17 protein-coding genes are annotated in these 18,796 nt (G+C 61.2%); 4 read left to right on the top strand and 13 right to left on the bottom strand.

Features of this window, described 5'->3' with window-relative positions:
• Positions 1 to 164 precede the first annotated feature (164 nt).
• Positions 165 to 2,387 carry a polyphosphate kinase 1 gene (gene ppk1 / locus KGA88_RS25570; RefSeq protein WP_110657856.1) on the bottom strand — a complete coding sequence of 741 codons (2,223 nt, stop codon included), beginning with the start codon at positions 2,385 to 2,387 and terminating at the stop codon, positions 165 to 167.
• An 18-nt stretch (positions 2,388 to 2,405) separates the two neighbouring features.
• Positions 2,406 to 3,419: a porphobilinogen synthase gene (hemB, locus tag KGA88_RS25565; RefSeq protein ID WP_046039035.1), complete on the bottom strand. Its 1,014-nt coding sequence runs from the start codon at positions 3,417 to 3,419 to the stop codon at positions 2,406 to 2,408.
• A 207-nt stretch (positions 3,420 to 3,626) separates the two neighbouring features.
• On the opposite strand from hemB, the gene KGA88_RS25560 reads away from it, so the two are divergent.
• Positions 3,627 to 4,253: a DedA family protein gene (locus KGA88_RS25560; protein ID WP_110657858.1), complete on the top strand. Its 627-nt coding sequence runs from the start codon at positions 3,627 to 3,629 to the stop codon at positions 4,251 to 4,253.
• On the opposite strand, the gene KGA88_RS25555 is transcribed toward KGA88_RS25560, so the two are convergent.
• A complete protein-coding gene (locus KGA88_RS25555) occupies positions 4,234 to 5,469 on the bottom strand; it encodes a sterol desaturase family protein (protein WP_223595100.1) in 1,236 nt (411 codons plus the stop codon). The genes KGA88_RS25560 and KGA88_RS25555 overlap by 20 nt on opposite strands.
• 115 nt (positions 5,470 to 5,584) lie before the next feature.
• On the opposite strand from KGA88_RS25555, the gene elbB reads away from it, so the two are divergent.
• Positions 5,585 to 6,253, top strand: a complete 669-nt coding sequence (gene elbB / locus KGA88_RS25550) for an isoprenoid biosynthesis glyoxalase ElbB (protein ID WP_110657862.1) — start codon at positions 5,585 to 5,587, stop codon at positions 6,251 to 6,253.
• Positions 6,254 to 6,358: 105 nt separating this feature from the next.
• Here the strand turns inward: elbB and KGA88_RS25545 are convergent, their stop codons facing one another.
• From KGA88_RS25545 to KGA88_RS25525, 5 genes are all read right to left on the bottom strand, one after another.
• Complete coding sequence (locus KGA88_RS25545) at positions 6,359 to 6,814, bottom strand: YaiI/YqxD family protein (RefSeq protein WP_110657865.1); 456 nt, start codon at positions 6,812 to 6,814, stop codon at positions 6,359 to 6,361.
• Between the two features lie 107 nt (positions 6,815 to 6,921).
• A complete protein-coding gene (locus KGA88_RS25540) occupies positions 6,922 to 8,820 on the bottom strand; it encodes an FTR1 family protein (RefSeq protein ID WP_223595097.1) in 1,899 nt (632 codons plus the stop codon).
• Positions 8,821 to 8,982: 162 nt separating this feature from the next.
• Positions 8,983 to 9,615: a homoserine/homoserine lactone efflux protein gene (gene rhtB / locus KGA88_RS25535; RefSeq protein WP_223595095.1), complete on the bottom strand. Its 633-nt coding sequence runs from the start codon at positions 9,613 to 9,615 to the stop codon at positions 8,983 to 8,985.
• Positions 9,616 to 9,829: 214 nt separating this feature from the next.
• A complete protein-coding gene (locus KGA88_RS25530; RefSeq protein WP_223595092.1) occupies positions 9,830 to 10,411 on the bottom strand; it encodes a mechanosensitive ion channel family protein in 582 nt (193 codons plus the stop codon).
• Positions 10,411 to 12,321 carry an ATP-binding cassette domain-containing protein gene (locus KGA88_RS25525; RefSeq protein ID WP_110662454.1) on the bottom strand — a complete coding sequence of 637 codons (1,911 nt, stop codon included), beginning with the start codon at positions 12,319 to 12,321 and terminating at the stop codon, positions 10,411 to 10,413. The genes KGA88_RS25530 and KGA88_RS25525 overlap by 1 nt, the downstream gene beginning before the upstream one ends.
• 50 nt (positions 12,322 to 12,371) lie before the next feature.
• On the opposite strand from KGA88_RS25525, the gene KGA88_RS25520 reads away from it, so the two are divergent.
• Positions 12,372 to 12,836: a TIGR02444 family protein gene (locus KGA88_RS25520; protein ID WP_110662453.1), complete on the top strand. Its 465-nt coding sequence runs from the start codon at positions 12,372 to 12,374 to the stop codon at positions 12,834 to 12,836.
• Here KGA88_RS25520 and KGA88_RS25515 read toward each other — a convergent pair.
• On the bottom strand, positions 12,833 to 14,023 hold the full coding sequence (locus KGA88_RS25515) for an AlgP family protein (RefSeq protein ID WP_223595083.1): 1,191 nt from the start codon (positions 14,021 to 14,023) through the stop codon (positions 12,833 to 12,835). The genes KGA88_RS25520 and KGA88_RS25515 overlap by 4 nt on opposite strands.
• Before the next feature lie 192 nt (positions 14,024 to 14,215).
• Here KGA88_RS25515 and KGA88_RS25510 point away from each other — a divergent pair, with 192 nt between their 5' ends.
• Complete coding sequence (locus KGA88_RS25510; RefSeq protein WP_110659856.1) at positions 14,216 to 14,881, top strand: FKBP-type peptidyl-prolyl cis-trans isomerase; 666 nt, start codon at positions 14,216 to 14,218, stop codon at positions 14,879 to 14,881.
• Between the two features lie 60 nt (positions 14,882 to 14,941).
• Here the strand turns inward: KGA88_RS25510 and rsd are convergent, their stop codons facing one another.
• The 4 genes from rsd to KGA88_RS25490 all read right to left on the bottom strand — a co-directional run bounded on the left by rsd (position 14,942) and on the right by KGA88_RS25490 (position 18,791).
• A complete protein-coding gene (rsd, locus tag KGA88_RS25505) occupies positions 14,942 to 15,400 on the bottom strand; it encodes a sigma D regulator (protein ID WP_110659855.1) in 459 nt (152 codons plus the stop codon).
• Between the two features lie 177 nt (positions 15,401 to 15,577).
• On the bottom strand, positions 15,578 to 16,129 hold the full coding sequence (locus KGA88_RS25500) for a disulfide bond formation protein B (protein ID WP_223595081.1): 552 nt from the start codon (positions 16,127 to 16,129) through the stop codon (positions 15,578 to 15,580).
• A gap of 263 nt (positions 16,130 to 16,392) precedes the next feature.
• Complete coding sequence (locus KGA88_RS25495) at positions 16,393 to 17,631, bottom strand: heme biosynthesis protein HemY (protein WP_110659853.1); 1,239 nt, start codon at positions 17,629 to 17,631, stop codon at positions 16,393 to 16,395.
• Positions 17,628 to 18,791 (bottom strand): uroporphyrinogen-III C-methyltransferase, encoded by a 1,164-nt coding sequence (locus tag KGA88_RS25490; RefSeq protein WP_223595079.1) that lies wholly within the window; start codon positions 18,789 to 18,791, stop codon positions 17,628 to 17,630. Before KGA88_RS25490 ends, KGA88_RS25495 begins: the two co-directional genes overlap by 4 nt.
• Positions 18,792 to 18,796 lie beyond the last annotated feature (5 nt).

The raw sequence follows: 18,796 nt of genomic DNA, 5'->3' as shown, positions 1-18,796 counted from the left end.
CTCAGCCCCGCAGTATGTACTGCCTCATCGACGGGCGGAGCGCATTTACCCCCGGGCCATCAGGCTCAAATCCCCGAAGTATCCGATCAAAAATAAAAATGCCAGTCAGCTTAACTGACTGGCATTAATCCCGAGGGATCGCCTTTTTTTACTAGGATCTGGAGTTATCGAACCGCCAGAATCGGGCTACCCAACCTCTCCAGCAATGTTGCCTGGGCGCTGCGCGGGTTCTGGTTGCCGGTCGGTGTGTTACGGATGTAACGCCCGTCCGACTGCAGGCTCCAGCTGTGGGTGTTATCGGTCAGATACAACTCCAGCTCTTTCTTGACCCGCATGATCAGCTTCTTGCCTTCCACCGGGAAGCAAGTCTCGACGCGCTTGTCGAGGTTGCGTTCCATCCAGTCGGCGCTGGACAGGAACATCTGCTCGTCGCCGCCATTGAGGAAGTAGAAGACCCGGGTGTGTTCCAGGAAGCGGCCGATGATCGAGCGCACGTGGATGTTGTGGGACACCCCGGCGATGCCCGGTCGCAGGCAGCACATGCCACGCACCACCAGGTCGATGCGCACACCTGACTGGCTGGCCTTGTACAGCGCGCGGATGATCTTCGGATCGGTCAGCGAGTTGAACTTGGCGATGATGTGCGCCGGCTTGCCGTCGAGGGCGAACTGGGTTTCGCGGGCAATCATGTCGAGCATGCCCTTTTTCAGGGTGAACGGCGCGTGCAGCAACTTCTTCATGCGCAGCGTCTTGCCCATGCCGATCAACTGGCTGAACAGCTTGCCAACGTCTTCGCACAAGGCGTCGTCGGAAGTCAGCAGGCTGTAGTCGGTGTACAGGCGTGCATTACCGGCGTGATAGTTACCGGTGCCGAGGTGCGCGTAACGGACGATTTCACCGGCCTCGCGACGCAGGATCAGCATCATCTTGGCGTGGGTCTTGAAGCCGACAACACCGTAGATCACCACCGCACCGGCCGCTTGCAGGCGGCTGGCCAGTTGCAGGTTGGACTCTTCGTCGAACCGCGCGCGCAGCTCGATCACCGCCGTCACTTCCTTACCGTTACGCGCAGCATCCACCAGCGCATCGACGATTTCCGAGTTGGCACCGGAGCGATACAGGGTCTGGCGCACCGCCAGCACGTGCGGGTCCTTGGCGGCCTGGCGCAGCAGGTCGACCACCGGGGTAAACGATTCGAACGGGTGCAGCAGCAGGATGTCCTGCTTGCTGATCACGCTGAAAATGTTTTCGCTGTTCTGCAGCAGTTTCGGGATCTGCGGGGTGAACGGCAGGTATTGCAGCTCGCGCTGGCTGTCCAGGCCAGTGATGCTGAACAGCCGCGTCAGGTTCACCGGACCGTTGACCTGATACAGCTCGCTCTCGCTCAGGTTGAACTGCTTGAGCAGGTAGTCGGACAGGTGTTTCGGGCAGGTGTCGGCCACTTCCAGGCGTACTGCGTCACCGTAGCGACGGGAGAACAGTTCGCCGCGCAGGGCGCGAGCCAGGTCTTCGACGTCCTCGGAGTCCAACGCCAGGTCGGCGTTGCGGGTCAGGCGGAACTGGTAGCAGCCCTTGACCTTCATGCCCTGGAACAGGTCATCGGCATGGGCGTGGATCATCGACGACAGGAACACATAATTATCGCCAGAGCCGCCAACCTCTTCCGGAACCTTGATGATCCGCGGCAGCAGGCGCGGTGCCGGAATGATCGCCAGACCGGAATCCCGTCCGAAGGCATCGATACCCTCGAGCTCGACGATGAAGTTCAGGCTCTTGTTCACCAGCAACGGGAACGGGTGAGTCGGGTCGAGGCCGATCGGGGTGATGATCGGCGCGATTTCGTCGCGGAAATAGCGTCGGACCCAGGTTTTCAGCTTGGTCGTCCAGTGGCGGCGACGGATGAAGCGGACCTGATGTTTTTCCAGCTCCGGCAACAGAATGTCGTTGAGGATCGCGTACTGACGGTCGACGTGACCGTGCACCAGCTCGCTGATGCGCGCCAATGCCTGATGCGGTTGCAGACCGTCGGCGCCCGCCTGTTCACGGGCGAAGGTGATCTGCTTCTTCAGGCCGGCGACGCGAATCTCGAAGAACTCGTCCAGGTTGCTGGAGAAGATCAGCAGAAACTTCAGCCGCTCCAGCAATGGATAGGACTCGTCCAGCGCCTGTTCCAGCACGCGGATGTTGAACTGTAGTTGCGACAGCTCGCGGTGGATGTACAGGCTGCTGTCGTCCAGGCCGGGAATGGCAATCGCCGGTGCCGCCGCAGCGGGTTCGACGACCGCCGCGGGCGGAGCAGGCTCCAACTCCGGCGGGGTCTCGGCGATCTGCTCTACCACGGGCTGGGCGTCTTGTACGGCAACTTCAGTGAGTCCTTCGGTATTCATCACATGTTCCTGGGAGGGCTATTTCTGCTCTCGTAACAATTGAGCGGCACGAACGGCAAAGTACGTCAGGATGCCATCAGCGCCTGCACGTTTGAAAGCGGTCAGGGATTCGAGGATAACCCCTTCGCTCAACCAGCCATTCTGAATCGCCGCCATGTGCATGGCGTATTCGCCGCTGACTTGATAGACAAAGGTCGGCACTTTGAATTCTTCTTTTACCCGGCACAGGATGTCCAGGTACGGCATGCCTGGCTTGACCATGACCATGTCTGCACCTTCTGACAAGTCCGCCGCCACTTCGTGCAGGGCTTCGTTGCTGTTGGCCGGGTCCATCTGATAGGAGGCCTTGTTGGCCTTGCCCAGGTTCAGCGCCGAACCGACCGCATCGCGGAACGGGCCGTAATAGGCACTGGCGTACTTGGCCGAGTAGGCCATGATGCGCACATTGACGTGACCGGCCACCTCGAGGGCTTCGCGGATCGCCTGGATGCGACCGTCCATCATGTCCGATGGCGCCACGACCTGAGCGCCGGCCTCGGCGTGGGACAGGGCTTGCCTGACCAGTGCATCGACGGTGATGTCGTTCTGCACGTAGCCTTCTTCATCAAGGATGCCGTCCTGACCGTGGGTGGTGAACGGGTCCAGGGCGACGTCGGTGATCACGCCCAGCTCCGGGAATCGCGCACGCAGCGCACGGGTCGCGCGTTGGGCAATGCCTTCGGGGTTCCACGCTTCGGCGGCGTCCAGGGACTTGAGTTCAGCCGGAGTCACCGGGAACAGCGCCAGTGCCGGAATCCCCAGCTCGACCCACTTGGCCGCTTCTTCCAGCAGCAGGTCGATGGTCAGGCGTTCGACGCCCGGCATCGAGGCCACCGCTTCGCGACGGTTTTCCCCATCCAGCACGAATACCGGCAGGATCAGGTCATCGACGGTCAGGACGTTTTCACGGACCAGACGACGCGAGAAGTCGTCACGACGGTTGCGGCGCAGGCGGGTTGCGGGGAACAAACGGTTGGCGGGGGTAAAGCTCACGGCAGACTCCTGAGCCCGCGCTTACGGGCGAGCGTGACAGTTATAAGCGGCCATTATGACGAACGTATTACAGTTATGTGCACGCTGTGACACGTAGCCGCATTCCATTGTCGTTGTAGGAAATGTTCACGTCGAGACACATTTGGACACTTTCCTGAATGTGCCCGAAGGGTTAGGCTGCGCGTTCATTTCGCCAGCACCCAGACAATGCTCCAACAATTTCTGCATGACTTCGGCTACTTTGCCCTTTTTCTAGGCACGTTCTTCGAAGGCGAAACCATCCTGGTACTCGCGGGCTTCCTCGCGTTCCGCGGATACATGGACATCAACCTGGTGGTGGTCGTGGCCTTCTTCGGCAGCTACGCCGGCGACCAACTGTGGTATTTCCTGGGGCGCAAGCACGGCCGCAAGCTGCTGGCGCGCAAGCCGCGCTGGCAAATGATGGGTGACCGGGCGCTGGAACACATTCGCAGGCATCCGGACATCTGGGTCCTGAGTTTCCGCTTCGTCTACGGTTTGCGTACGGTCATGCCGGTGGCTATCGGGCTGTCGGGCTATCCCCCGGGCCGTTACCTGCTGCTCAACGGGATTGGCGCGGCGATCTGGGCCGCTGCATTGGCGGCGGCCGCGTACCATTTCGGCGCCGTGCTCGAAGGCATGCTCGGCAGTGTGAAGAAGTACGAACTCTGGGTGCTCGGCGCCCTGCTGGTCCTGGGACTCGTGCTGTGGCTGCGTCGGCGCTTCAAGAATGCCCGCCTGGCCAAACAGATCTACGCCGACGAACAAGCCCTGAAGAGGACCAAAACCGAAGGCCCTACGACGCCAACCGAGTGATGCGGTTTCTGCAACAGTAGAGACCGATAACGCTCAACAGGCTGTAACTGAGCAGGCCGATCCAGCCCGCCGCGCTGACCGGCCACAGCCCCACTAGCGGGGCCAGCCATACCAATGGCAGATTCGACCCCAGCCGCAACAGCTCCAGCTTCAACGCCCACGGGCGATTCTCCAGGGCCACGCCCAGCACAAACAGACCGAACGCCACTGAGCCCCAGCCCAACACCAGGGCGGCGACTGGCAGCTTCGGCTCAAGATTCATCAAGTAACTGCCCAGTGCGATATAGAAACAGAACTGCAACAGCACGTAGAGCTGCTGACGTCCGTCCAGTGGCACCTCGAATTTGCGGAAAAGGCCCAGGTCAGGCTTGTTCATCGGGTATTTGGCGGCCACGTCCGCCGGGCGCCAACCGGTGCGCATGAACCAGATCCGAAGTTTGTCCCAAGTGCTTTCGGCACGCCGTGCATCTGCCCATAACTGCGCATAGAACTGCACGTTCGCCCACACCGGATTCCAGCTCGCCAACGGTGTGGTCACACCGAAGACCACCGGTTCGTTGTCGTCTTCTTCCTGGAACGAGCCGAACAGACGGTCCCAAATAATGAACACACCGCCGTAGTTGCGATCCATGTAGAGAGCGTTCTGTGCATGGTGGGCCCGATGATTGGAAGGCGTGACAAAGAACCATTCGAACCAGCCAAGCTTGGGAATGTGTCGGGTGTGCACCCAGAACTGATACAGCAGGTTCAACGCCGCGACACTGACGAACACCAGCAGCGGTACGCCAAACACGGCCATCGGCAGATAGAAGATCCAGCTCAGGAGGAATCCGGTACTGGTCTGGCGCAACGCCGTGGACAGGTTGTAGTCCTCGCTCTGGTGATGCACCGAATGCGCGGCCCAGAGGATGTTGCGCTCGTGGCCCATGCGATGCAGCCAGTAGTAGCAGAAGTCGTAGAAGACAAAGGCAAGCACCCAGGTCCAGACGCTGTCGGCCGACAACTCGAACAGCGCCAGATGCTTGAGGGCGAACGCATAGGTCAGCAATCCCACGCCTTTGGTCAGCAGCCCCGTGGTGGTCGACAGCACGCCGGTGCTGATGCTGTTGATCGCGTCCGCCAGCCGATAGTTGCTCACCCCGCGCCAACGGTCGGCCATCAGCTCGAAAGCGATCAGCACAAAGAAGAACGGCACCGCATACAGAATGAAATCCATGACGCGCCCTGGTCGGAATCCTGCGGACAGATGCTATGTGTAACTGTGAATTAACCCTATGGCAACGAGTGACAAATTAGTGGACATTTAACGCCATGAATCTGGAGAAAAGCCCATGAGCAAAAAAGTTGCAGTGATCCTTTCCGGTTGTGGCGTGTACGACGGCGCCGAGCTCCACGAGAGCGTCATCACCCTGCTGCGCCTGGACCAGCGCGGAGCCCAGGTGCAGTGCTTCGCACCGAACATCGCGCAGTTGCATGTGATCAATCACCTGACCGGCGAAGAAATGCCCGAGTCGCGCAACGTGCTGGTGGAGTCGGCGCGGATTGCCCGGGGCAACATCAAGGACATCCGTGACGCAAACGTCGACGAGTTCGATGCGCTGATCGTGCCCGGCGGCTTCGGCTCGGCCAAGAACCTGTCCAACTTCGCCATCGAAGGCGCCGGCTGCACCGTTCAACCGGATGTCCTGGCCCTGACCGAAGCCTTTGCCGAGGCCGGCAAGCCAGTGGGGTTGATGTGCATTTCACCGGCCCTGGCGGCGAAGATCTATGGCCCCGGCGTCACCTGTACCATCGGCAATGACACTGACACCGCTGCCGCGATGAACAAGATGGGCGCGACCCATACCGATTGCGCGGTCAGTGACATTGTCGAGGACAAGGCGCGCAAACTGGTGAGCACCCCGGCTTACATGCTGGCGCAATCGATCAGTGAAGTGGCGTCCGGCATCAACAAGCTGGTCGACCGGGTACTGGAACTGACCCACGAAAACGATGCCTGACACGATTTATTGTAGGAGCGAGCTTGCTCGCGAAAGACGTGAGAGCGCCACGTTCATCCAGCCAGCACTCGTCATCGTTGACGTCCATCGCGAGCAAGCTCGCTCCTACAGTTTGCGCGTCAGCCGGGTAAGGATCCGGTCCAGCGCATTGGCGAACGCCTGCTTCTCACGATCGCCGAACGGCGCTGGTCCTCCGCCCATTTGCCCCTGCTCGCGCAGATCGGTGAACAGATTGCGCACCGCCAGCCGCTCCCCCATGTTCTGCGCATCAAACTCCTTGCCCCGCGGATCGAGCGCAGCCACACCCTTCTTCACCAGGCGATCAGCCAACGGCACATCGCTGCAGATCACCAGCTCACCGGGTACCGCGTGTTCCACCAGGTAATCATCGGCCGCATCCGGACCGCTCGGCACCACGATCAGCTTGACCAGCGCCAGACCTGGCTTGGTCTGCGGCTGCCCGGCCACCAGCACCACTTCGAACTGGCGCTTGAGGGCGAACTTCACCACCAGATCCTTGGCCTGCCGGGGGCAGGCATCGGCGTCGATCCACACACGCATTTAATTTTCCTCTGTTGAAAAGCATCGCGGGCAAGCCCGCGCCCACAGGTTAACGCTAAACCTGTGGGAGCGGGCTTGCCCGCGAATATGAGCGAAGCGAATGCCGTTTAAGAAACCTGCACCCGCCGCCTCTCAGCCATCCGACTACGCCCATAAAGCACGACAATCGCAAGGATCGCCACAGCCTGGGCACTCAGCGAATACGCATCGGCATGGATCCCCAGCCAGTCAAACTCAAAGAACGGCACAGGCCGCGTGCCGAAGATCCCGGCTTCCTGCAGCGCTTTCACGCCATGTCCGGCAAACACCACCGACAAGGCGCACAAGAGACCAGCGTTGATGCTGAAGAACAGCGCCAGCGGCAGCTTCGCCGAACCGCGCAAAATCACCCAGGCCAGGCCGATCAGCAGCACCACAGCGGTCGCACCACCGGCCAGCACCGCGTTATGCCCCGCCGGACCTGCCTGCAACCACAGGGTTTCGTAAAACAGGATCACTTCGAACAGTTCACGATACACCGAGAAAAACGCCAGGGTCGCAAAGCCGAAACGCCCGCCGCCACCCACCAGGCTGGACTTGATGTAATCCTGCCAGGCCGCCGCGTGACGACGGTCATGCATCCACACGCCCAGCCACAACACCATGACGCTGGCAAACAACGCTGTCGCGCCCTCAAGCAATTCACGCTGCGAACCGCTGACATCAATCACATAGGCTGCCAGCGCCCAGGTACCCAGCCCCGCCAGAAATGCCAGGCCCCAACCGACGTTGACGCTGCGCACCGCCGCCTGTTGACCGGTGTTACGCAGGAAAGCCAGGATCGCCGCCAGCACCAGAATCGCCTCCAGCCCTTCGCGCAGCAGGATCAGCAAGCCGGAAATGTAACTCAGCGACCAGCTCAAACCGTCGTTGCCCAACAGATCGGCCGATGCCTTCAACTTGGCCTTGGCCGCGTCCAGACGCTGTTCGACGTCTGTCACCGGCAGGCCATCCTGCAAGGACTGACGGTAGGCCATCAGGGATTTTTCAGTGTCTTTTCGGACGTTGGCGTCAATGTTGTCCAGCGAGCTTTCGACCAGCTCGAAGCCTTCAAGGTAGGCCGCTACCGATAAGTCATAAGCCTGATCATGCTCGCCGGCACGATACGCCGCGACGCTCTTGTCCAGAGTAGCTGCGGTGTAGTCGAGCAGTTGTGCCGGGCCGCGCTTGACCTGCGGCGGTTGCGCCCGCTGGGTACGAAACGTCGCGGCGGCTTGGAGACCTTCGACAGCTTGCACTTCGGCCGGGGTCTGACGGGCCAGATCGGCGATGTTGTAGGTTTTCTCGGCACGGGCTGTCGCCGGGTCGACACTGAAGCTGGCGATGTAGGTGGCCAGGTCCCAACGCTGGCGATCATCCAGTTGGTCGGCAAAGGCTGGCATGTCAGTCCCTTCAATGCCCTGGCCCAAGGTGCTGTAGAGCGCGTAGAGGCTCAGTCGATCCTGCCGCGTGGTATCGCGCAGGTTGGATGGCGCTGGCGTCATGCCGACACCCGCCGGGCCGTCTCCGGCCCCGGTGTCGCCATGGCACACCGAGCAATGCTGAGCGTACAGCGGCGCCCCACGCGACGGGTCTGGCGTAATGACCGGGGCCTGGCTGACTTCATAGGCCACGGCCAACTTCGCACCCAGTTGCCGGACCTGGCGAGTGACGTCGGCACCGTCCTGACGGACGCTGATTGAATTTTCCAGCGTGACCAGGCTTTGCTCCAGCGCCGCTTTTTCCGGTTTGGCCGGCATGCCCGCCATCAAACTTCCCAGCGTCTTGACCGACTCTTGCTGCGCGTGAAATCCGGCCTGATCGATGATGCTGCCCGCCTGCACCGTGTCCGGGTAATCCGCGCCGATGTAATCGAGCAAGTGCAGCGCCTGCGGAGCACCTTCGACGGGTGCGGCCACCGACTGAAAGCTGCACACCGCGAACAGCGGCAGCACCAGCCAGGCCAGAAAACGGGAGGGGGCAATCATGAATGAATCTCAATTGGAAAAACGAAGTTACATATTGTTAACGCCCAACCGGTTTCGCTCAAGCTTTGTTGGGACTTCCTGCCAAAGTGCAGGCGCTCCAAAGTACTGATACGCCAACAAAAAAGGCGACCGCATGGGTCGCCTTTTCGGGTTCCTGCCGATTCAGACGGCGGCTCTGCGCAGCGTTGCCATAAACGCCGCCGCCCCAATGAACAGCCCGGCAAAGGTCCGGTTCATGCGTTTTTGCTGTTTCGGTGTGCGCAGCAGACGCAGCACTTTGGACGCCAGGCCGGTGTAGCCGGCCATGACGATCAGGTCGACGCAGATCATGGTCACGCCGATCACCAGATACTGAATCAGCAGCGGAGCATGGGGGTCGATGAACTGCGGCAACACCGCCAGCATGAACACCAGCGCTTTGGGGTTGCTGATGTTCACCAGGAAACCACGGAACACCAGGGCCATCGGCTTGCCGATCTGGCGCACCGCCGCGTCATCGCTCATATCGCTGGGCAACGCGCGCCATTGCTTGATCGCGAGGTAAACCAGATACGCCACGCCAAACCATTTGATGGCGTAGAAGGCCGAGGCCGAAGCCGTGAGAATGGCGCCAACACCGGCACCGACGATGGCGATCTGCACCGCCAGGCCCAGTTGCAGGCCCAGGGCGTTCCAGTAGCCGCGCCAGAAACCGTATTGCAGACCGCTGGACATAGACGCAATGGCGCCGGCACCGGGGGACAGACTGATCACCCAGCAGGCGGCAAAAAACGCCAGCCATGTTTGAAGCTCCATTGCACACCTCGACTCGGACTCGTGACAGACGTCTAAGCTAATGCGGCTTTGGTTGGATGACTACCGATTTTTTGCCGGATGTGTCGACAGCCGACCAGCGTTTGCGGCGTGAGGGCTTCTTCGCGAGCAAGCCCGCTGCCACAGTTGATCTTCAGTGGCCACAAAGGTGGGAGCGGGCTTGCTCGCGAAAGCGGTGTATCAGGCAACAACAGGCTTACTTTTCAAACCCGCTGGAAGGAAACACATCCGTCCCGCGCCAGCGCCGCACCGATCGCTGGAAGAACAGACTGTTGGGCACCTGCACCATGGCGCTGCCCGTACCGAGTTCTTCGGCCTCGATCAGCGTGGTGTAGAGGAGATTGATCGCCACCACCCGACCTTTGACGCCAGGCTTGTCGGTGGTGTCCACCAACTCGACCACATCACCTAGGCGGAACGGGCCGACGGTAAAGATCAGGATCGCGCACAGCAGGTTCGACAGCACGCTCCACATGGCGAAAAACGCCACCGCCGCGACCGCGACGAAACCGGACAACGCGGTCCAGAGCACCGTGGCCGATACACCGAGTCGCTCCAGCACGAAGATCAGCGCGCTGCCCATGATCAGCCAGCGCAAACCGCCCCGCAGCGGCAACATCAGCTGCGGCGGGAACGGGTAACGCTCACCGAGGCGGGTCAGGCCTTTCGCAACGAAGCGCTGGGTGAAATAGCCGGCGAGCAGGATCAGCAAAATTTGCACGCCAAGCCAGATCGGCTCGGCCCACACTGCCGGTAGCGGCAGCTTGAAGGCATCCATCAGGACAGCGCCTCCAGCTCCGCCTGCATGCTTTCCAGCAACTCCAGGGCTTCCATCCACGCTTCTTCCAGTTCCGCCTCACGCACCTTCAGCTTGGCCTGTTCGGCCAGCAGATCACGCAATTCATTCTTGCGTGCCGGTTCGTAGATGTCGCTGTCGCCGAGGCTGGCATCGACCTTCGCCAGTTTTTCGTGGAGCTTGCCGAGCTCGACTTCAAGCTTGTCAGCTTCGCGCTTGTGCGGCGCCAGTTGCTGACGCAACGCAGCGGCAGCCTGACGCTGGGCTTTCTTGTCGGTCTTGTCCGGATTGACCGGCGTGTTGCTGACCGGGGCGTTGCGCTGGCGATACTCCACCAGCCAGCGGGTGTAGTCCTCCAGGTCGCCGTCGAACTCTTCGACCTTGCCGTCCGCCACCAGATAGAAATTGTCGGTGGTGCTTTTAAGTAGATGACGGTCGTGGGAGACCACCAGTACCGCGCCACTGAATTCCTGCAGGGCCATGGTCAGCGCCAGGCGCATTTCCAGGTCCAGGTGGTTGGTCGGTTCGTCGAGCAGCAGCAGGTTCGGCCGGTCCCAGGCGATCAACGCCAGTGCCAGGCGCGCCTTCTCGCCACCGGAGAAATTCAGCACCGGCTCGTCGATCCGCGCGCCACGGAAGTCGAAACCACCGAGGAAGTCGCGCAGGGTCTGTTCGCGCTCGGTCGGCGCCAGGCGCTGCAAGTGCAGCAATGGGCTGGCCTTGGAGTCCAGGGAGTCGAGTTGGTGTTGGGCAAAGTAACCGACCACGGTGTTCTCGCCACGGGTCAAGCGGCCGGCCAACGGCGAAAGCTCACCGGCCAGGTTCTTGATCAGGGTCGACTTACCGGCGCCGTTAGGGCCGAGCAGGCCGATACGTGCACCCGGGGTCAGTTGCAGCTTGACCTTCTCCAGCACGGTTTTGTCGCCATAACCCAAGCGGGCATCGGACAGGTCGATCAGCGGGCTGGAAATCTTCTGCGATTCACGGAACACGAAATCGAACGGCGAATCGACGTGGGCAGCGGTCAGCTCTTCCATCCGCTCCAGTGCCTTGATCCGGCTCTGGGCCTGGCGGGCCTTGGTGGCCTGGGCCTTGAAGCGGGCGATGTAGCTTTCCATGTGCGCACGCTGCACCTGCTGCTTCTCGTAGGCCTGCTGTTGCTGGGCCAGGCGTTCGGCACGGGCGCGTTCGAAGGCGCTGTAGCCACCGCGGTACAGGGTGATCTTGCGCTGATCGACGTGAGCCACGTGATCGACCACGGCATCGAGGAAGTCGCGGTCGTGGGAAATCAGCATCAGGGTGCCTGGATAGCTCTTGAGCCATTCCTCAAGCCAGATGATGGCGTCGAGGTCCAGGTGGTTGGTCGGCTCGTCGAGCAGCAGCAGGTCCGATGGGCACATCAAGGCCTGCGCCAGGTTCAGGCGCATCCGCCAGCCGCCGGAGAAATCCCCGACCGGACGATCCATCTGCTCGTTGGTGAACCCAAGGCCGGCCAGCAACTTGCGCGCCCGGGCGTCGGCGGTGTACCCGTCGGCGCTGTCGAGTTCCGAGTGCAGGCGGGCCTGTGCGGCACCGTCATGGGCCGCTTCGGCTGCCGCCAGGTCACGTTGCACCTGGCGCAGGCGCAGGTCGCCATCGAGCACGTAGTCGACCGCCAGGCGTTCGAGGGTATCGACCTCCTGGCGCATGTGGGCGATACGCCAGTCGGCCGGCAGGAAGCAATCACCCGAGTCCGGGTGCAGTTCGCCCCGAAGCAAGGCGAACAGGCTCGATTTGCCGGCGCCGTTGGCACCGATGAGGCCGGCTTTATGGCCGGCGTGCAGGGTCAGCTCGGCGTCTTCTAGCAGACGTTGCGGGCCACGCTGTAAAGTCAGGTTCTGAAGTCGAATCATAATGGCGGCGGAGTCTACCAGCTTCGCTCGTAACTGGCGCGAGTAGCACTATGTCCTCTGACCTGTGGAGCTTTTCCCTGAACACTTACGCTCGACCGGGCATTGAGCAGGCATGCCTGCAATTGCAGTCGGCGGGGGTCAACGTGTGTCTGCTGCTGTGTGCTGCCTGGTTGGGACAACGAGGCGTGGCCTGCGATGAGCAGCGTTTGCAGCATCTACGCAGTGTGGCCGTCTCTTGGGACAGCGATGTCGTGCGACCGTTACGCACCTTGCGCACGCAATGGAAGGCCGCTGCCACGGCAGACGCTGATTTGCACAACCTGCGTGAACAAGTGAAGGCACTGGAGCTGGAAGCCGAGCGGCATCTGTTGTTGCGGCTGGAGAAAGCGGCACAGAGTTGGCCACAAGATGCCGAGACCGATCTATCGGCCTGGCTGGAAGGTGCGGCGGCGGGTGCCGCCCACCTGCACCGCGACGCGCTGCATCAGCTGCGCGTCGCGGTAACCGGCACTTAGGAAGCGCTGGTTGGGGTGGTTGCTGCGATCGATGCGGCGGCCGGCGTTGGCGCTGGCGTGGCTGTCGAGGTGGCTGCTGCTAAAGCAGACGTTGCTACCGGAGCCGGGTTGGCTGGCTTGGCAACCGGTGCGGCGGCTGGCTTGGCGGCAACCGGCTTTTTCACTGCAGGTTTGGCTGCTGGTTTTGCAGCGGGTTTTGCCGCAGCAGGTTTTGCCGCAGCAGGTTTGGCGGCAACTGGCTTGGCAGCGGCCGGCTTGGCCGCGACTGCTGGTTTCGCTGCAGCTGGTTTTGCGGCTGGTTTAGCAGCAGGTTTGGCAGCCGCTTTTACAGCAGGTTTTGCCGCAGGTTTGGCAGCGGGCTTGGCTGCTGGTTTTGCAGCGACGGGTTTGGCCGCCGGCTTGGCAGCAGGTTTCGCCGCAGCGGTCCGGGCAGCTGGTTTAGCGGCCGGTTTTGCAGCTGCTTTGGCTACTGGTTTTGCAGCCGGTTTAGCGGCTGGTTTGGCTGCCGGTTTTGCAGCCGGTTTAGCGGCGGCGATTTTAGCCACGGCTGGTTTGGCAGCAGCGGCTTTTGCAGCGGCAGGTCGTGCAGCGGCTGGTTTGGCAGCCGTGGTTTTAGCGGCGGGTTTTGCGGCGCTGGCAGCAGCCGGTTTTCTCGCAGCAGGTTTTGCAGCAGGTTTGGCTGCGGCAGTTTTCGCTACTGGTTTGGCAGCAGCAGGCTTGGCCGGTGCTTTTGCAGCAGCCGGTTTAGCAGCGGCTTTCTTCGCAGGTGCCGCAGCAGGCTTGGCCGCACGCAGGGACAACGCCTTGCCGACAGCCTCTTGTACACGACCGACGCCCTGGGCCAGTTTCAGGCTTTCCTGAGCATCGCGCTTGAGTTGCAGAATGTAGCCGCGGGTTTCCGATTGACGATCCTTGAGGGCGTCGAGCAGCTCCTCAAGATCGCCCACTGCGCCCTTCGCCTTGGCTTGTGCCTTGGCTTTTCCGGACGCTGCAGCATCCTGCAATTTGGTGCGGGACTTGTGCAGTTTTTCTTGCGCTTTTCCGCGCTGCTTTTCCAGTTTGGCGAGCAGTTTTTCAGCATCAGCCAAGGCTTCGGAACAAGCGGTTTCCAGATGCTCGAGCAGGCTGCCCGAGAGTTGTTGGAGCAGGTGCAACGGAGTGTTTACTGGCTTCTTGGTGGCCGACATGGTTTACCTCCTGGCTGAAGTGAGTGCGGCTCATACTAGACCTCTGCTGCAACCGCCGCTAGGGCATGTTGACACTATCGAAAGCGTTGTGTTGCAAAGGACTGAAAAACTTCTACGTCGGCGCGAAAGCAGTTCACCGTTGCGCACATTCTCACTGGCATAATCGCCCGCAATTCAGGTCGGAGAGTGCCCATGTCGCGCTACCTTTTTTTATCGCTGTGCGTGTTTTTTTCGGTGGCCCAAGCCGCCGAAACAACACAGGAAAATGAAGCCCACGATCTCGCTTACAGCCTGGGCGCAAGCCTTGGCGAACGCTTGCGCCAGGAGGCTCCCGACCTGCAACTCCAGGCACTGGTCGAAGGTTTGCAACAGGCCTACCAGGGCAAACCGCTGGCGCTGAAGGACGAGCAGATCCAGCAGATTTTGACCGAGCATGAAGCACGAATCGCCATGCAGTCAGCCGAGCCGCAAAGCGAAATGGCACTGGAAAAAGAACAGAGCTTTCTCGCCGCCGAGAAAGCCAGGCCCGGCGTACGCGAACTGGCTGATGGCGTGCTGCTGACCGAGTTGACGCCGGGTACTGGCGCCAAGGCCGGACCGAACGGCAAGGTGCAGGTGCTGTACATCGGTCGCTTGCCCGACGGCACGGTGTTCGATCAGAACAGTCAGCCACAATGGTTCAGTCTCGACAGCGTGATCGCCGGATGGCGCAGCGCATTGCAAAACATGCCGGTCGGGGCGAAATGGCGACTGGTGATTCCATCGGCCCAGGCCTATGGCGCCGACGGTGCCGGTGATGTGATCGCACCGTTCACTCCACTGGTGTTCGAAGTTGAATTGCGTGGTGCAACCAGCTGACAGCGGAAATGAAAAACGGCGTGCCGTGGCACGCCGTTTGAGGGTCTTGCGGGAAGCGACTTAGGCCTGAACCTGATCGACTTCCTTGTGGGCGGTGTGCAGCACTTCGATCAGACAATCTTCCAGTTCGAAGCGTTCGTGCAACAGGCCACCCAGCTCCTTGAACTTATCCGCAACGCATTTTCCTTCGTCGCAAAGGTCATTGAACGCAAGCAGCTTCTCGGTGATGACATCGATGCGCGGGTAGATAGTCTCGGCGAGCTCCAGCCCACGCTTGTCGTTGAAGGCCTTGGCCTCCCCCGTCAGCTGCTCGTAGATCTCGAAATGCCCGGCCGATACATAATCGACCAGCACGCCGCAGAACTCCTGCAAAGGCTTGCGATTCGTGGACAGTGCCTCAGGATCGGCACCGAGCTTGTCGTATGCATCGATCAGTTCTTTGCGCTCCTGTAACCAGCGATCGATCAGCAGGTGCACTCCACCCCAGCGTTCCTGAGCATTCTGACAACTTTCGAGCATGGTGATCTCTCTTCCCTTGTGGGTCAGCTGCTCTATGCCCGCTCGCCTCTTGTAACGTCGGTGGGCGGTCAGGCAGAGCGTCATCGAGCAACATAATTCCAATGACACGTGCGGGCCAGATTATGCCCGCACGTCACTCGCTTCAAGGTACGCACGCGATAAAGTTCATACAAGTGTTTAATCGCCGGCAAAGGCCCGGTGCGACGACTCGCCGCTGAGTGGTCGCTGATAGCTGATCCAGACCAGTCGCAACGACTGGTAAACGGCCAGAACCATCATCGCGACGAAGAGCAGCAGGCTCCACTCCGTGATACTCAGGTCGAACAGCGTCCAGGAAATTTCCACACAATCGGCAGCCCCCTTGAACACTTGCCGTAGCACGGACAGCCACGGAGAACTGGCGAACAGATCCGCCAGATGGGTCGAGCAGGCCGCTGCGTGCTCCATCGGAAGGTTTTGCAGCAGAACCTGCCACCACGCCGTGACAGTGCCGGCCAGGCTGCAACAAAGACTGAGCAGCCAATACAGAACGTTTCCGATGCGACCCGGGCCATGGACCGAAGCCATCAGGCAGACAGCGGTCAGGAGCGCCAGACAAACCCGTTGCGCAAGACACAAGCCGCACGGCCGCAGGCCGACCGCATATTCCAGGTAGAAGGAAACGCCCATCGCCAGGGCACCCGCAATGAAAGCCATGAAAAACAAGGAGCGTGAGCAGGCCAATGACATGGCTTTTCCGTAAAAGTAGTGACAGACCGTTACGGTAGAGGAAAGCGCGACGGCCTTTCAAGGCAAGTGCCCACAGAGACTTCAGCGCAGGTGTAGGGAAATCCCGACGCAGGTGAGGGGATAAAATGTAGTCCTTTGTAGGACTTTGCCTGCGACGAGATTTGGCGACTGAATTTCAACCAGTTTTCGTACTGCGAAGAGGGCAATTGCTCCCTCGCCGCAGTTCATCGCTCAGACGCCAGAGCCCGGCGCCAGCGAATGGGTCAAGCGCGGACGGGCACTGGCAGAGGGGCCGCGAGCAAGCGTTCATCCAACAACCCCAGGCCTTCCTGAAACAGCTGGTTGCTGCGTTCGGTATCGCCCATTTGCGCCAGCAAGCGTGCCAGCTCCGCACAGGCTTCCGGATTGCGTTGTACACGCAGGCTGCTTTCCAGATAGTCCCGCGCCTTGCCCCACAAACTGTTTTGCAGGCACAGGCGACCCAGTGTCAGCAGCAGGCCCGGATCGGCCGGATGGTCCTTGAGCCAACCTTCGGCAGTCTGCAACTGGCGGGTCGGATCATTGCCGCGAACCAGCCCGTAGAGACGAGCCAGATGGCTGTCGTAGCCGCGTTTCAGAGCAGTTCGCAGCACTTCTTCGGCCTCGACATGAGCCCCTAACTGCCGCAGTTGTTCGGCATATGCGAGCACCAGTTGCGGCTCCTGGCGTTGTGCCGAAGTCAGTTGCTGCCAGGCACGTTCGAGCGATTGCTGCCCCACCGCACCGTCGTCTTCCCGTTGCGCCGCCAGAGACAGGTTCGCCCCCCAGGCCCGACGCTCAAGCTCGGCGAGTTCAGCCGCCGGCAAAATTTTGTCCTTGCGCAGCTCCGGCAGCAGGCGAATCAGTGCCGACCAGTCACCACGCTGCTGAAGCAGGCGCTGCAACTGACGCAGGGTCTGTGCGTTATGCGGGTGGCGCTCACGCATGGCTTGCAGGGTAGCGAGGGCACCTTCGGTATCACCGCGGTCAGTCTGCAACTGGGCGTGGTTCAAGGCGATCGCCAACTCGGCCTGAGGCTGACGCTCCAGGGCGCGCTCCAGCAGGTTGTCGCTTTCTTCGTAATGGCCTAGTTCGTTCGCGGCACGGGCCGCGCCGAGGTAGTAAAGCAGCGGCTGGCGCTCGGCTTCGGCGGCCCGATGCAAGTGCCGTTGCGCGCTGGCCCAGCGACCCTCGGCCAGGTCCAGCTGACCGTGTTCGATCGCCACCTGCACCCGACGGCTGCGGTTACGCCGTGACCACGGATTGACCACGCCGCTGGAAGTCATCACCAGTTCGACCAGCGCCTTGATGCCCCAGATCACCAGCCAGAGCACAGCCACCAGCGCCAAGGTAGCCCACAGGCTCGACTCGTAGCGGAAGGTCTTGTAGGCAACCAGCACGTAACCGGAATGTTCGGCAATCGCCAACCCCAGCGCAGCGGTAGCGGCGACAACGAGGAACACGATCACAAAGAGGCGTCTCATGGCGTGGCCTCCGGCGCGGTGTTCGCGGCAGGCTTGGCCAGTGGTTTGACCGAGTCTTCGGCGTTGACGTTGCGCCGCTCCAGATACCCCTGCACCGCGCTCAGGGTGCCGGTCATATCCGGTGTGACGACCGTGACGGGTTGCTTGCTCAGCTCGGCCACCTGCTCAAGCATGATTTTGCTTTGCGCGTTGTCCGGGTTGAAGTTGCCCTTGAGGATGTCCCGCGCTTCGTCCAGCACCTGGGAGTAAACCGCCGCCTGGCCATTGAGTGCGGCCCACTGTGCCTGCTCCAGCGCCAGGCTCAGGGCCAGGCGTACCTGACTCAGGCTCTGGCCGGCGAGCAATGGGCGAACGTTTTTGTCGGCATTGAAATCGATACGGATGTAGCGCGAAATCTGGTCCCACCATTGCGCCCAGCGACTGGCACCGTCGCCATCGGAGGTCAGGCCCAGCAACGAATCGCCACGATCCTTGTACTCCGGTGCCAGCTCGGTGAGGCTGGTCACCTGGTCGCGCAGCGCGCCCAGGCGCAGAAACAGCCCGGTGCGATCCGGTTGCTCGGTACTGCGCAAGGCGATCAGGGTCTTGGCCACCTGCTCGCGAGCGGCAAAGGAACCCGGATCATTCTGCTCGCGCAGTATCTCGTCGGCCCCCTGGACCAATGCCTGGGCGCTGCTGATGTCCTGCAATGCAGACAGTCGCAGGCTGGCCAGGCGCAGCAGGTGCTCGGCCTCGGCCAGACGCCAGTCCTTGCGGCTGGCGCCGAGTACGGTTTCCAGACGCTGGTTCAGACGCTGCTGATCACCTTGCAGCTGGATCACCAGACGACTGCGTGCTTCCAGTTCATCGGCGGCAGGCAATTGCGCCAGGCGTGCGCTCAGGCGTTCCTCATTGAGCTTGAGGCTCTGCGCCTGGTCGTTCAACGCCTGTACCTGGTTCAGTTGCTGCTGATTGTTGGCCTGCAGGTGACGCACCTGCCAGACACCCCAACCACCCACCGCGACACCGGCCGCACCCAACAGCAGCGCGATGATTGCCAGACCATTGCCTCGACGCTGCTCGGCAGCTGGTGGCGGCGGCGGCAGTTCTTCAACAAATGCATCTACAGGTGCATCGAGCACCGGTCGCGAGTCATCTTTAGGCAAGGCTGTTTCGCTCACGTATC

The sequence above is a fragment of the Pseudomonas sp. A-R-19 genome, from assembly GCF_019956575.1.
Taxonomy (GTDB): Bacteria; Pseudomonadota; Gammaproteobacteria; order Pseudomonadales; family Pseudomonadaceae; genus Aquipseudomonas.
This window is presented reverse-complemented; position numbering and strand designations above follow the sequence as displayed.

What these genes read in the sequence shown, in the direction of transcription:
- ppk1 (WP_110657856.1), bottom strand. Translation starts at nt 2,387, where the DNA reads ATGAATACCGAAGGACTCACTGAAGTTGCCGTACAAGACGCCCAGCCC.
- KGA88_RS25560 (WP_110657858.1), top strand. Translation starts at nt 3,627, where the DNA reads ATGCTCCAACAATTTCTGCATGACTTCGGCTACTTTGCCCTTTTTCTA.
- KGA88_RS25495 (WP_110659853.1), bottom strand. Translation starts at nt 17,631, where the DNA reads ATGAGACGCCTCTTTGTGATCGTGTTCCTCGTTGTCGCCGCTACCGCT.
- KGA88_RS25520 (WP_110662453.1), top strand. Translation starts at nt 12,372, where the DNA reads ATGTCCTCTGACCTGTGGAGCTTTTCCCTGAACACTTACGCTCGACCG.
- KGA88_RS25500 (WP_223595081.1), bottom strand. Translation starts at nt 16,129, where the DNA reads ATGTCATTGGCCTGCTCACGCTCCTTGTTTTTCATGGCTTTCATTGCG.
- KGA88_RS25515 (WP_223595083.1), bottom strand. Translation starts at nt 14,023, where the DNA reads ATGTCGGCCACCAAGAAGCCAGTAAACACTCCGTTGCACCTGCTCCAA.
- KGA88_RS25555 (WP_223595100.1), bottom strand. Translation starts at nt 5,469, where the DNA reads ATGGATTTCATTCTGTATGCGGTGCCGTTCTTCTTTGTGCTGATCGCT.
- KGA88_RS25510 (WP_110659856.1), top strand. Translation starts at nt 14,216, where the DNA reads ATGTCGCGCTACCTTTTTTTATCGCTGTGCGTGTTTTTTTCGGTGGCC.
- KGA88_RS25525 (WP_110662454.1), bottom strand. Translation starts at nt 12,321, where the DNA reads ATGATTCGACTTCAGAACCTGACTTTACAGCGTGGCCCGCAACGTCTG.
- KGA88_RS25530 (WP_223595092.1), bottom strand. Translation starts at nt 10,411, where the DNA reads ATGGATGCCTTCAAGCTGCCGCTACCGGCAGTGTGGGCCGAGCCGATC.
- rhtB (WP_223595095.1), bottom strand. Translation starts at nt 9,615, where the DNA reads ATGGAGCTTCAAACATGGCTGGCGTTTTTTGCCGCCTGCTGGGTGATC.
- elbB (WP_110657862.1), top strand. Translation starts at nt 5,585, where the DNA reads ATGAGCAAAAAAGTTGCAGTGATCCTTTCCGGTTGTGGCGTGTACGAC.
- KGA88_RS25540 (WP_223595097.1), bottom strand. Translation starts at nt 8,820, where the DNA reads ATGATTGCCCCCTCCCGTTTTCTGGCCTGGCTGGTGCTGCCGCTGTTC.
- KGA88_RS25545 (WP_110657865.1), bottom strand. Translation starts at nt 6,814, where the DNA reads ATGCGTGTGTGGATCGACGCCGATGCCTGCCCCCGGCAGGCCAAGGAT.
- rsd (WP_110659855.1), bottom strand. Translation starts at nt 15,400, where the DNA reads ATGCTCGAAAGTTGTCAGAATGCTCAGGAACGCTGGGGTGGAGTGCAC.